The following is a 14,038-nucleotide window of genomic DNA, read 5'->3' on the forward strand; positions in this document are numbered from 1 at the left end:
GTCTAGATCAACTCCCCTTGGCCCGCTGGGTTAAATTTGGTTTCAATCGGCTTACCCTCTATCAATCGATCTAAATCCTCCAACATGGCTAAGCTCGGTTTGGCCGAAAAAATGCCGTGTTCACTCTGGCCATCCATACCGCGTAAAAAGAGATAATAGACACCGCCAAAATGGCGTTGATAGTCATAATTCACCAAGCGGCTGCGCAAGAAACGGTGTAGGGCTAAAGCATAAATCTGATACTGGAGATCATAGCGATGATCGGCCATCGCTTGGTTAAGCGCCTCACCATGGTAATCGCTGACATCACTGCCAAGGTGGTTTGACTTCCAATCCAGTACGTAGTAGCGACCTTGGTGCTCAAACACCAAATCGATGAACCCTTTTAACATGCCGCGCACTGTTTGGAACCCGAGCTCACCGGCGCGCGCGGACAGGGTATCGTGACGCGTGATCACTCGATTCAGGGATGGCGCGTCTAAAACGGTAATGGGCAGTAAAAACTCCATCTCCACCAAACGCTGAGATGGCCCTTTTTCATTCAGTCGCAGTGCATCACCATCTAAGGGCGTCGCTAGCACGGTATCGACCAACGATTGCAATACAGGAAGCCAGCTCTCATCCAACTGCTCCGCTTGCAATAGCGATTCGATGATGGCGCGATTGTGATCGCTATGGGCAGACTCGGTAAATTCAACGTCTTCAAATAACGTATGTAAGAAAGTGCCCGGCCTTGCGCCGCGGGGAAAAGTGAAAATCGACTTTTCTGGTTCAGTGAGTGACGCTTCGTCGTGATCCTGCGCCGAGTCCACATCAAGGCGCAGTACATCCTCAAACCCTTGCGCCGCATGACTAGACGATTGTTTAACGAGACCGGAATAACTGGTGATGCGCCAATAGCGGTCCAGTGGTGTGGTAAATGCTTTGGCGCCAAGTGGCGGCATCTCTGGTGGAGGAATCATCAGCGGCTGAGCGTGCGAATTTGGCAGGTCCGCCACAGCAACACAAGCCAACGCCTCACTTTGCCGGCAAAGCGCCTTAGTCAAATCTGAGATGCCCCCCTCTTGGCCATCTTGCAGTAAATAACCCATCGCACTTTTGTGTACGCCCGTCGGCTCTTTGGTCGAGCGACCATTACGCAGTGGTGCGGCGCCGACAAAACAGCCATATACCGCACGCGTCAATGCCACGTAAATCAGACGCAGATCTTCTGCAAGACGTTCGTTATCCGCAAGCGCCAAAGCCGCGCTTTGCCCAGTAATATCAAGCATGGTCACATCTTGCTCGGCATCGTAATACTTCGCCTCGCTCGCTTCACGATAGCTCAATGCAAACGGCAGAAAGACTAAGTCGTACTCTAACCCTTTCGATTTGTGGATGGTGACGATCTGCACCAGATTACGCTCCGATTCCAAGCGCTGAATTTGCTCATCACTGCCACTAAGCCCTTGCTCCGCATCGCTGATGGATTGCGCTAACCAACGCAACAAGCCATGATCGCTGTCGAGTTCACCACTCATCTGTTGCAATAACTCACCCATGTGCATCAGATCCGTCAAGGTTCGCTCACCGTTTTGCTCTTCTAGCAGGCGCTCTGCAATATGACGCTTGCTGATCACGCTGCGCAACATCGGCAATACACCGCGTTGCTGCCAAAGTTGGCGGTAACCTTTAAACTCATTGATCGCGTTTTCCCACTCGTTTTCATCGTTGTTCAAGCTATCGAGTGTGGCCGCATCAAGGGCAAACAGTTCGCTGGCTAAGCACGCTCTTAACGCTCTGTCGTACTCGGGCGTCAGCACCGCTTGCAATAGACGCTGCACATCGGCGGCAACAACAGAACTGAACACACTGTCTCGGTTGGAGAGATAGACACTGGCAATGCCTTGATCGGCCAGCGCTTGTTTGATCATCCGACCTTCATTCCCAGTGCGCACCAACACAGCAATATCACCGGCCTCAATCGCCTGCTCGCCTTTCGCGCCTACCAACATGGCCTCATTATTAGCCGCAGCCTGAAGAATTGTCTGGATCTGGTTGGCCGTCGCACTCGCCATCGCCTCAAGGTACTCACCTTTGGCCAGCGGTTTCTCTTCAGCTTCTTGTAACCAATACGTCAACGCTGGTTGTCGTGTGCCGCTTAAAGTCCAACCTTTGCGCTCAGAACCCGGAGAGGCGTTGACGGGATAAAAAGGAATATCTTGATCGTAGATAAACGGGCTTTTCGGCACTGAAAACACTTGATTGACCGCTGCCACCATATCGGCGCTTGAGCGCCAGTTCGTGCCTAAAGTGAAATGCGACGTCACCTGTTGGCGCGCTTTAATGTAGGTAAAAATATCCGCGCCACGAAACGCGTAAATCGCCTGTTTCGGGTCGCCAATCATAAACAGACCGCACTCAGGGCGATCAAGGTAAATACGACTGAAAATACTGTATTGCAGCGGGTCGGTATCTTGGAATTCGTCGATCATTGCAACGGGATAGAGAGTGCGAATCCGCTCACGCAGTAGCTCAGTATCATCAAGGTCGATCGCCGCAGAAAGCTGAGTCAACAAGTCATCAAACGAGAGCCACTGCTTCTGAGCTTTGGCCGCTGCCAGCATTGTGCGGCAATGCTCTATCGCATGAGCCAACATCGGCGCTTTGAGATCCACCGGGTGAGCGAGGTGGGCTTCAATACGTGCAAATAACGGGTGCTCAGGCGCTTGGCCTTTCGGTGTTTTTTCAAGCAGTGCGTTTTGCGCAAACTTCTCCAGCGCCGTGGGTATCTCATAGTTTGTCGTCGCCTGGGCAGCCCAGGCAGAAACACTCTCTATCCAGGTCGGTAGCGATTTTTTACTGTAACTGCGCTTATTGACGTCTGACTCGTTGATGATCGCCTGCACCTCGTCTTGATGCGCTCGCCAAAGTGCCTTGAGTTCATCAATTTGAGCCAGATTACGCTCATGCAAATCCGCTAAGCTGCCCCGCATTGCAGGCACGCTTAACGCCAAAGGTGCACCAGTCAAATAGTTCGAAATCGCGGCTAACAGCTCATTCGGCGCCCGCCAAATTCGGCGAATTTCACCTGCCAGTTGGGGGGGTAATGGATAGAAATTACGCCGCCAATAATCTGCGACCACTTGCGCTTTTAGATGGCTTTCATCAGTGACAAATTCATTGCTAAATCGACTGCCTGACTCAAACGCATTTTGCGTCAGCATCCGCTGGCAGAAACCATGAATCGTGTAGACGGCGGCTTCATCCATCTGCCTTTCCGCTTGCAGCAATATTTGCGCAGCTTGGGCGTGATCCGTCACCGCTTCAAGCAAAGGCTCGATCACTGGGTCGCTGCTTTGACCACGAGCAAAAGCAAGGCGCGCGTCATGAATACGCGCCCTGATCCTATCGCGCAGCTCCGCCGTGGCAGCCTCAGTAAAGGTCACCACCAAAATCTGATCCACAGTGAGCGGATGCGCGTGCCGAGTCTGCTCGTCGCCATGCCCGAGCAACAAGCGCAAATAAAGCCCTGCAATGGTAAAGGTTTTTCCTGTTCCAGCTGAGGCTTCAATCAGCCGAGCACCATGCAATGGAAAAGTCATCGTATCGAGTGCGGTCGGTGTGATATCACCACCACTAGAAAGAGTGGAACGAGACGATGCGGTCATAAAATTCTGCCCTTTAACTGTACGAGTTCACACATTGGCTCAATGGCACATTGTATGAATTCATGGATGTTTCACCTATCACGATTCAGCTCGACAATATTAGTGCTAATACTCAATGTGATCCGGTTAATAAAACGCTATTTTATCTGTTAACCCCATAAAAATACGGGGAGTTCTGCGATCTTACTCACAGCAGCCTATAGAGTGAGTCGTTAGTATTCGCAGCACGAGTTGAGGCAGTGTGTCTGCCCATCAACCCAACAAATCATGGTCCCTCTGACCTGTGGCCGTACAGCGAACGCCCTACACTATAATGATTTTCTGGCGGCCACTTTACCTTCTGCTATTTTTACTTTTCATTTTCACTGCCCCTCTACGACACATCGGCAGCATCTTGTGCAGCGAGACGAGGTGCTTGAATGACGCGAGCAGCCAATGTACGCACTCGAGCGGCCAGTTCCTCATCCCATTGCGGCCAAATACGACGAATGTAACTGTCGTTGCCTTCGCCACTCGACATGTAGCCATCATTGAACGTATCGGCCATTTTTTTCAGCGATTTGTCTTCATCGTCCACCCACTTTCCGCGACTAAAGCCCGCTTCTATCGCCGCTAAAGCGGTACGGGGGAAATAAGGTAAAGGCTCACTCATGCCTTGGTAGTAAAGACCCACCAGCTCATTGAGTAGTGCGTACGCTTGCTCACGAGACTCTAGTGCAGGGTAGACCAGATGCTGCGCCCCTTCTTTTTTGTCATAGCCGATCAGGTGAGTGCGCAGCGCACGACCACTGGCGGCCATAGCCAAATGATCAAGCCAAGCGGAGAGATAGTCTTGAGATCGAATCCGCCCAGTACGAAAACGCACTAGCCCAGATTGGTACACTTGAGTCAACCAGCCGACCAGCTGTACGGGTTTGCCATCGCCAAGCACATCCAACGTGAGAGTGACTTCATGATCCTCACAAGGCGCTTGACACAATCCGTGCAAGGTTTTCGCTAACTCTTCACTTTGCACTCGGTTGGTTTCAAACTCAATGTCACCAAAAGCGCCAATAGGCAAACGCCCTTCGGCGCGATGCTTCGCCACACATTGCGCCATCAAGCGACTAGGATCGCGATCAGCTAATGTGTGAGCGGTCAGCAGTGTCGTAAGCAGCTCATCGCGCAACTGATAGCTTTCCAGTCCGCCCAGCACAAAGGGCTCTTCATCGTTCATCACAGGTTGCGGAGGCTCAAACGTCACCTTCAAGCGGCGGTTGAAAAAGTACTGAACAGGCAGGCGCCAAAAGCGTTGCAGCTCGACTAAATCCAACTCGAGTGGAAAGTGCGCGCCGAGTAGGTAGTCACTCAACTGACGCTGAAAATCACCACTCTTTTGCCCCTGGCGCAAGGCGGCAGGTAACCACTCTTGAGCGTAACTTGCCCGCTCGCCAATAAACGCCTCAGCGCTGAACGGCACCATAGGATGAGACGTGCTCAAGTGGTGAACAAGGCGCGAGCCGGACTCATCACAGCCTAAACCTGAATCGCCTTCCAAACAGTAGTTTTGATGACAATATTCCATTAACTCAGAGACCAACACCGATGGCATGCGCGGCGTGTTGTCTTGAATGGAGCGCCCGACATAACTGATGTAGAGCGTATCCTGCGCCGATAACAGCGCCTCTAAGAAAAGGTAGCGGTCATCATCACGGCGCGAACGGTCGCCATGCTTGGCGCGACCATTCATCAAATCAAACCCTTCCGGCGGCACAGACCTTGGGTAAACGCCTTCATTCATTCCCAATAGACACACAGTCTTAAATGGGATGGAGCGCATCGGCATGAGGGTACAGAAATTGACTTGGCCGGCAAGAAAGCGCTGACTAACCCGCGTACCAGAGAGCTTGTCACGCAAATATTGCGTCACAATCGCAGCAGAGAGCGGCGCACTGAACGCGGCATCATTCAGCTGCTCTTTGAGCATCGCCAACGTATCACGAATGGATTTGAGCGCCGCTTCACCATCCAAATCCACCAAAAAGAAATCATCCAACAGTTGAGTCAGCACTTCGCGCCACTGATCCACCCCCTGGCTCTGCGCTAACTTAGCGCGATAGTGAGCAACGGTTTCAATATAGTGAGCCAGTTTGCCCGCCAGTTCGGCACCAAGGCCTTGAACTTCGTTGAACGGCGCCAGTTCACCTTGTTCGGTGTTCAGCAGCCCTGCCGATGAAGGCATTGCATAGCCCAGCAACATGCGGTTGATACCAAATTGCCATGTATTTTGGCCGGTTTTAGGCAAATCAAATTCTTGCGCGGTGTGGCCGTCGAGTCCCCAGCGAATCCCCGATTGCTCTACCCACTGTTTAGCGCGAATAAACTCGTTATCGTCGAGACCAAATCGCGCCAAGATCGCTGGTGTTTCCAGCAGCTCAAGCAGCTCCGAGGCCAAACAGCGCGATTGCGGCAGCATGGTCAATAATAAGAAAGCGTTCAAGATCGGGCTTTCTTGGTTGGCACTGCGATCCGAGATAGAAAAAGGGATGAATCGTTCACCCGGCGCATTGCCAAACACCGCTTGAATGGCCGGACTGTAGGCATTGATGTCCGCCACCATCACAATCACATCACGCGGTTTGAGCGACGGGTCCGCTTCAAACATTGCCAACAATTGATCGTGCAACACTTCCACTTCTCGCATTGGGCTATGACAAGCATGTAAGGTCAGTGAGCGGTCTTGCAGCGAAACGCGACGTTTATGGTGGCTCGTGTCGAGCAACGTATCATCTTGATGCTCTTCAAGATTGAGGATATCGGCCTGCAGTTCGTGCAGTAATGAGTCTCGCTCGATATCCACAAAGGCTTCAATCTCATGGGATTCCAATTGAGAGAGCAGATACATATTGTCGCGCCCCAACTTGCCCATTGAGGCCAGCAAGCTGTTCCCCACCACATCGGTGTGCAGCTCATCCATTATATTCTCTTCAAGGCTACCTTTGAGCGGTTCGCTCTCGCCTTGCCACTCTGAGTGATCCTCTTGCCACACCAGATGTTTGCGCCGCTTCGCCGCCAATTTTGCTAAGAATTTACGGTCACGGACCTCCCCCCAATAGTAGCGACACGGGTTGGTGAACATGAGGTGGACATCAATGTGCTCACCAATGGCTTTAAGCGCATCCATATAGCGAGGCGGTAAAGAAGTGATACCAAACACAAACAAGCGTTTAGGCAGATGGTCAAAACCACCCGTTCGATGTTCAAGCGCTTCGATAAATTCTTGATAGAGGTTGGCACGATGGTAAGGCGATTGCCCTAGCGCCAGAGTCTGATCGTAGAGCGCTTGCCAAAGGATGGGTTGCCAAGGGTGTTCATCGTGTATTTCAGCGACACCTTGCCCCGCCTCCCAACTGGCGATCCACTCAGGTCGATAAACCAGATACCCATCAAAGATGTCGGCAATTTTTTCTGCCAATTGATAGCATTTACTGCTGTCTTGATCGTCAGCCAAGTAACGGCGTAACGGTTCAAATTCGTCCCTTTCTAGCTGAGATGGCAACACTTGCATCAACTTCCATGTCATCGCCTCTTTATTAAACGCACTGCGAGTCGGCACATCGGGCAAGACCTGGGTAAACAAGTTCCAGATAAAGGTCGCGGGAAGAGGAAACTCTATGTTTGCAGCCACGCCGAACGCTTTCGCCAGTTCCATTTTCAGCCATTGAGACATGCCGGGGCTCTGAACCAAAATCTGCTCGGCTTCAAACGGGTTCTCAAGCGGCTGATGGCGAATGAGCTCCACCAACAAAGATTTCAACACATCGACTTGATTGGAATGATAGACAGTAAACACAAGGCGCTCACACGATAAGAGGACGATAGGGTGAGATTAGCATAAGTAAGTGAATATAGTGACGTTTACAAGCTGACGAAGTCGGGTTTCATTCGACTTGCACGATAGTCTAATTTCGCCAATGATAGCCATTATCGCTTCTATTTATCGAATCAATATTATGGCTGTAAACCTCACACTGAAACAACTGAAGGTGTTCCTTGCTGTCACTCGGCATGACACTCTCACCCACGCTGCTGACGCGCTGTATCTCTCCAAAGCGGCGGTTAGCATGACCTTGTCAGAGCTTGAGAAACAGCTCGGACACTCGTTGTTTGATCGTGTGAATAACCGTCTGCTGATCAATCAAGAGGGCATCAAACTACTGCCGATGGCCGATGAACTGTTAGAACGAGCCAGAGATATTGAACATCTGTTTGATGATACTCAAGGGTTAAACGGCGAGCTGCGAATTGGTGCTAGCGATACCATCGGCAATCAAGTAGCACCGTTTCTCCTGCGCTCCTTTCGTGACGCAACGGGCCATGAGCAGCAAAGCTTATTGATCTCCAACTCCGCTTTGATCTGTGAAAAGCTGGTCGACTATGAACTGGATATCGCCTTGATTGAGGGTAAAACGCTTCATCCGGCTCTAAACTCTACCCCATTTAGTCGCGACGAGATGTGCGTTATTTGTTCGCCCTCATCACCGCTCGCACGTCACGAACGAGTAGCAATGGATGAGCTGGAACACAGCCGCTGGGTGCTGCGCGAGGCGGGCTCTGGCTCTCGCGAGTTCTTTCTGCGCGTTATCGCGCCGCGATTAGAGCGATGGCAGGAATCATTTGAACTCAATACCACCGAAGCCCTGATCAACAGTGTCGCCGCTGACTTAGGTTTGGGCTGCCTATCGCGCTTATCGGCACAACCAGCGATCAATGATGGCCGAGTGATTGAGTTGCCGCTGCCCCTCGATATGACACGCCGCTTTTGGTTATTGGTGCACAAAGAAAAGTATCAAAGCCCGCTACTCAAATCCTTTATTGCTTTTTGTCAGCAGTGGAAAAATTAAGCATCTGTCTCTCATAGCGAACACGCACACCTAGACTTAAGTGACTTAAACCTGTATAAACAGCCAGTAATAAAACCTATCAATTTAAGTTAGAGGACCAACCATGGCTGTAATCGTCAAGTACGTGGTAGAACGCAACGGAGAAGAGAAAATGACTTTTACCTCTAAAGCGGAAGCGGACGCCTATGACAAAATGCTCGATATGGCGGACGAGCTTTTCGAGCTTCTAGGTAAAAGTGAACTGATGGAAGATGAAGCCAAGCAAGAAGATTTGGCGATGTTCCTAGCGCAAAATAAAGAAGAAGTGCTCTATGCATTAGGGGCAAAGCGCAAGCCCACTCCGAAGAAGAAAAAAGTGGTGGCCGTAGACACGGAAAACACCCCAGAAGAACAAGACGACGCGGCGTAATGCCCTCTCTTTATCGTTACCAAGCCTCTGCGATTGCAGGGGCTTTGTTTTTTATACATCCTCATAAATACCATGCTCACCAACAGGGCATCCCCAGAAACAAGGCCCCCATAAACAAGGAAAGTATCCTTGCAGCACTTTACCCTAATACCCAACACGTTCTCTCGCTACAATAAAGTAAATCCCTTTGGTAACAGAGCCTATGACCACACACATTGAAGTCTGTATCGATCACATTGAATCTCTTCATCACGCCCTCAAGGGCGGTGCGACACGAATTGAGTTGTGCAGCGCGTTAGCGCTTGGCGGCCTCACCCCCAGTGCCGGATTGATGCGCCTGGCGGGCCGTTACCGTGCCCTGAGAGATATTGCCCAGAAAGAAAGTATCCAGAGAGACTTAGATTCAAACGCAAAAGGCATCCCTATTTACGCCATGATTCGTCCTCGCCAAGGCGACTTTATTTTCAGCGAACAGGATTTAGAGTGCATGTTGCACGACATCGACACCGCCGCGCAAAGTGGCCTACAAGGCGTCGTAATTGGCGCTCTGACTGCCGATGGGAAAGTGGACACCCACATGACCTCACAACTCGTCGAACGCGCGCACGCCCATCAGTTGGGTGTGACCTTCCATCGCGCGTTTGATCAATGCCAAGAACCCGGTGAAGCCTTGGAAACCATCATCTCGTTAGGCTGTGAGCGAGTCTTAACCTCTGGCCTTGCGTTGACAGCCCCTGAAGGTGTTTCGGTGCTAAAACAGTTAGTGACCCAAGCGCGCGAGCGCATTGTGATTATGGCGGGAGCGGGAGTGAATGCCAGCAACGCGCACGAGCTCATCAACCAGACCGGCGTGACCGAGCTGCACCTATCAGGAAAAACCCTGCGCCCAAGCTTAATGCGCTCACACTCTCAAGCGGCGATGGGCGAGATTGATGACTATCAGATCCCAGTCACGGATCCAGATGCGATTGCCCAAGTGGTCAAAGCGGTAAAATGTGCCCATTCAAACACTATTGTCCCGAATAAGTGCTAACATATTGATAATAATAAAAGCTTAAAAGGATGCACCATGGCGAAGAACAAACTTGATAAAGCCTTTTACGAAAGTGAACTGGAACGCTTGCAGATTGAACTGGTCAAGTTGCAAGAGTGGGTAAAGCAAGAAGGTTTGAAAGTCGTGGTGATCTTTGAAGGCAGAGACGCGGCTGGGAAAGGGGGCGTGATTAAGCGCATCACCGAAAAACTCAATCCGCGCGTGTGTCGTGTCACAGCGCTCCCTGCCCCAACAGAAAAAGAGAAAACGCAGTGGTATTTTCAGCGCTATGTCGCGCATTTACCCAGCGCTGGCGAAATAGTACTGTTTGACCGCAGTTGGTATAACCGCGCTGGTGTTGAAAAAGTGATGGGCTTTTGTAGCGAAGCGCAATACGAAGAGTTTCTCCACTCTTGTCCGGAATTCGAGCGCATGTTGCAGCGCTCAGGCATCATCTTGATAAAGTACTGGTTTTCCGTCTCAGACGAAGAACAAGAAAAGCGCTTTCTTGGTCGTATCAATACCCCCATCAAACGTTGGAAATTCTCGCCCATGGATCTTGAGTCCCGCAACCGCTGGGCGGAATATTCAGAAGCGAAGGATAAGATGTTTGCTTACACAGACACCAAACAATCGCCGTGGTGGGTCGTCCCTTCAGATGATAAAAAACGCGCGCGCCTCAATTGCATCAGCCATCTCTTAAGCCAAATTGACTATCAAGAAATCTCTTATCCAGAGATCGTCTTACCGGACATCAACAAAGAAGGCTATATTCGTAAGCCGATGGACGACCAGACGTTTGTCCCAGAGAAGTATTAACGCTTAGGTCCAGAATTCAACGCATCATCAATGCTTTGTTCGCCCAAGTGGCGAACATCTTTGCCTTTGACAAAGTAAATGATGTATTCGCAAATGTTTTGGCAGCGGTCACCCACACGTTCAATTGCCCGGGCAGACCACATCACTTGGAGGATGTTGGGGATGTTTTTCGGGTCTTCCATCATGTAAGTCATCAACTGACGAATCACGGCTTCGTACTCCGCATCTAACTTATCATCGAGCTTATACACTTCTGCGGCGGCATCGACATCCATGCGAGCAAAGGCGTCCAACACTTGATGAAGCATGGCAATCGCTTGGCGACACAAAGGCTCGAGGGAAACTTGAAATTGGCGCTCTTTGGAGGATGGGCTTTCAATCGCAACGTAAGCCATCTTGGTGGCAACGTCGCCAATACGCTCCAGATCGGTAATGGTTTTGATGATGGCCATAATCAGGCGAAGATCTTTTGCGGTCGGCTGACGCTTGGCGATAATCCGAGTACACGCCTCATCAATCGACACCTCCATCGCGTTCACTTTGTGATCGTCACGTACTACTTTTCGCGCCAATTCGATGTCCTCTTTATGCAGCGCTTGCATAGCAAAAGAGAGCTGCTGCTCAACTAAGCCTCCCATGGTAAGTACGTGGGTACGAATCGACTCTAGTTCGACATTAAACTGACCTGAAATATGACGACCAAAATTCATAAACTGTGTGTGACTCCTCTTTGATTATCCGTAACGTCCGGTGATGTAATCTTCGGTTTGCTTTTTCATCGGTGAGGTAAAGATTGAGTCGGTATCGGAGTACTCAATCAGTTTCCCCATATGAATAAATGCGGTGTGATCGCTAACCCGCGCCGCCTGCTGCATGTTGTGCGTGACAATTACCACAGTATATTTGGTTTTGAGGTCATTGATCAGCTCCTCTATGGTCAAAGTGGAGATAGGATCAAGTGCCGATGTCGGTTCATCGAGCAAAAGGACCTCTGGCTCTATGGCAATCGCGCGCGCAATCACCAAACGCTGCTGCTGACCACCCGATAATCCAAACGCATTTTCGTGCAAGCGATCTTTCACTTCGTCCCATAATGCTGCGGCGCGAAGCGAACGTTCAACCGCATCATCAAGAATTCGGCTGTTTTTGACGCCTTGCAGACGCAAGCCATACACCACGTTTTCATAAATGGATTTGGGAAAAGGGTTAGGACGCTGAAACACCATTCCAACTCGGCGGCGCAACGTCGCAACATCGACACCCGGATGGTAGACGTTTTTTTTATGCAGTTTCACTTTGCCTTCGACGCGGCAGCCTTCGACCAAGTCGTTCATACGATTAATGCAGCGCAGCAAGGTCGACTTTCCACACCCCGATGGACCGATGAACGCCGTCACCTGACCTTTAGGAATGCGCATTGAAATATCACTCAGCGCTTGCTTGTGACGATAAAACAAGTTGAGGCCATCAATCTCGATCGCCGTTTGTTCATCGCTTAGGTTACGCACATCTAGCGGCGCTCGGTAGCCTAAGGTTTGGTTCACTGAAAACATGCTTAATCTTGTCCAAAGGTTCGATATTTTTCGCGTAAATTATTGCGAATACTGATGGCGGTTAAGTTGAGCCCGATGATGACCGTGACCAATAAAAAAGAGGTGGCGTACACTAAGGGACGCGCGCTTTCGATATTGGTGGTCTGAAAACCGACATCGTAGATATGAAAGCCCAAATGCATAAACTTACGCTCAAGGTGCAAAAAGGGAAACTGGCTGTCAACGGGCAAACTGGAGGCCAACTTCACCGCTCCGACCAACATCAGCGGCGCCACTTCTCCCGCGGCGCGAGCAACAGCAAGAATCAATCCGGTAATAATCGCAGGGCTTGCCATCGGAAGAACAATGCGCCACATGGTCTCAAACTGCGTCGCGCCTAATGCCAAAGAGCCGTGACGCACCGAGTTCGGGATGCGGCTTAAGCCCTCTTCAGTGGCCACGATGACCACAGGCAAGGTCAATACTGCCAAGGTGAGCGCTGACCAAAGTAGCCCTGGCGTTCCAAACGTCGGGCTGGGCAGTTTTTCAGAATAGAAGAGTGCATCAATCGAGCCACCTAAGGTGTAGACGAAAAAGCCTAACCCAAAGACACCATAAACGATCGAAGGCACCCCAGCCAAGTTGATCACCGCCACACGAATCACTCGAGTAAACGCGTTGTTGTGCGCATACTCATGTAAGTAGACTGCCGCAATCACGCCCAGTGGCATAACAATAATCGACATGATGATCACCAGCAACACGGTACCAAACATAGCCGGAAATACGCCCCCTTCCGAGTTGGACTCTCTGGGATCATCGGTCAGAAACTTCCAAGCTTGCACCGACCACTGGCCAAGTTTTTCGAGCAGAGACATATCATTGGGATACCACACATCTAACATCTCACGCAGTGGAATCGTCACCTGTGTACCCTGCATATCCACCACGACCAGTCCTTGAAGATCAAGCTCATCACGCCAATCATCAAGCCTCGCTTCCATCGCCATCAACTGCTGGCTAAAACCTTGGGATTGCAGCTGATAACGCAGCAAAAAGGCATCGTCCAAATTTCCGTTGAGTTCTCGCTTTCGATACTCCAAGCGTAGCTTATCTGCCTGCGCACTGAGCACTTTGATCTGCTTCTCGACTAGATTCTCTATGTTGCCCCGCACCTCTTCCGCGAACGCCAGTCCACGACCAATCGCCACATCCACATTTTGGCTCATCTCGCCATCGGCTTGTCGATAAGCGATGGGTCGACCAAAAAAATCACCGCCGCGCGTGCGCTCAATCACCGCCCACCCGGAAGGGGTCGTGCGATCTAACACCTCAGTTTCAAGTACAGACACAAAATCGGCAGAATAGAGATCGCGGTTGGCGACTTTAATACTCAAGCGCTCAACCAACCCTCGCTCTTCCACCTCATCTGACAATTCAATAGCCATCTCTTGTAAATGATTAATGGGCACCGATTCAGTGGCGTAGAGTTGCCCCACCAGCACCTCACCTTGAGAGGTCTGCCATTGATAGAGTGGAGAGGGCCAGAAAAACGAGAGACCTTTCCAACCAATCAGCAGCAATAAGCCCAGTACCGAGAGTAAGCTCACGCTGACCGCACCGCCGGTGAGCCAAATCCAAGGAGAGCCGGATTTCAGCCATTGATAACCTGGTTTTATACTAATCATGGCTCACCGCCTGAGCGGTTTTGA

The 14,038-nt window shown here is 50.8% G+C and carries 9 protein-coding genes; 4 read left to right on the plus strand and 5 right to left on the minus strand.

Annotated elements, in window-relative coordinates; all coding sequences use genetic code 11:
* Positions 1 to 2: 2 nt before the first annotated feature.
* Positions 3 to 3,650, minus strand: coding sequence for an exodeoxyribonuclease V subunit beta (recB, locus tag AC6R03_RS16970; protein WP_500631509.1), 3,648 nt, complete (start codon positions 3,648 to 3,650; stop codon positions 3 to 5).
* Between the two features lie 373 nt (positions 3,651 to 4,023).
* Positions 4,024 to 7,482 carry an exodeoxyribonuclease V subunit gamma gene (gene recC / locus AC6R03_RS16975; RefSeq protein ID WP_500631510.1) on the minus strand — a complete coding sequence of 1,153 codons (3,459 nt, stop codon included), beginning with the start codon at positions 7,480 to 7,482 and terminating at the stop codon, positions 4,024 to 4,026.
* 160 nt (positions 7,483 to 7,642) lie between these two features.
* Between recC and AC6R03_RS16980 the strand changes: the two genes are divergently transcribed.
* From AC6R03_RS16980 to ppk2, 4 genes are all read left to right on the plus strand, one after another.
* Positions 7,643 to 8,533 (plus strand): LysR substrate-binding domain-containing protein, encoded by an 891-nt coding sequence (locus AC6R03_RS16980; protein WP_500631511.1) that lies wholly within the window; start codon positions 7,643 to 7,645, stop codon positions 8,531 to 8,533.
* Positions 8,534 to 8,636: 103 nt separating this feature from the next.
* The gene (locus AC6R03_RS16985; RefSeq protein ID WP_334551342.1) at positions 8,637 to 8,942 is read left to right on the plus strand and encodes a YebG family protein; all 306 of its coding nucleotides are present in this window, start codon (positions 8,637 to 8,639) and stop codon (positions 8,940 to 8,942) included.
* 202 nt (positions 8,943 to 9,144) lie between these two features.
* Positions 9,145 to 9,975 (plus strand): copper homeostasis protein CutC, encoded by an 831-nt coding sequence (locus tag AC6R03_RS16990; protein WP_500631512.1) that lies wholly within the window; start codon positions 9,145 to 9,147, stop codon positions 9,973 to 9,975.
* A 36-nt stretch (positions 9,976 to 10,011) separates the two neighbouring features.
* Positions 10,012 to 10,794 carry a polyphosphate kinase 2 gene (gene ppk2, locus AC6R03_RS16995; RefSeq protein WP_500629225.1) on the plus strand — a complete coding sequence of 261 codons (783 nt, stop codon included), beginning with the start codon at positions 10,012 to 10,014 and terminating at the stop codon, positions 10,792 to 10,794.
* Here the strand turns inward: ppk2 and phoU are convergent.
* From phoU to pstA, 3 genes are read right to left on the minus strand one after another with little or no spacing between them, the layout of a single operon-like run.
* Positions 10,791 to 11,504, minus strand: a complete 714-nt coding sequence (gene phoU, locus AC6R03_RS17000) for a phosphate signaling complex protein PhoU (protein WP_500631513.1) — start codon at positions 11,502 to 11,504, stop codon at positions 10,791 to 10,793. The genes ppk2 and phoU overlap by 4 nt on opposite strands.
* Before the next feature lie 24 nt (positions 11,505 to 11,528).
* Positions 11,529 to 12,347, minus strand: coding sequence for a phosphate ABC transporter ATP-binding protein PstB (gene pstB / locus AC6R03_RS17005; protein ID WP_334551352.1), 819 nt, complete (start codon positions 12,345 to 12,347; stop codon positions 11,529 to 11,531).
* Between the two features lie 2 nt (positions 12,348 to 12,349).
* Entirely contained in the window at positions 12,350 to 14,014 is a 1,665-nt protein-coding gene (pstA, locus tag AC6R03_RS17010) for a phosphate ABC transporter permease PstA (RefSeq protein WP_500631514.1), read from the minus strand.
* Between the last annotated feature and the right edge of the window lie 24 nt (positions 14,015 to 14,038).

It is taken from the genome of Vibrio sp. R10-SG-ISO4 (assembly GCF_059834135.1).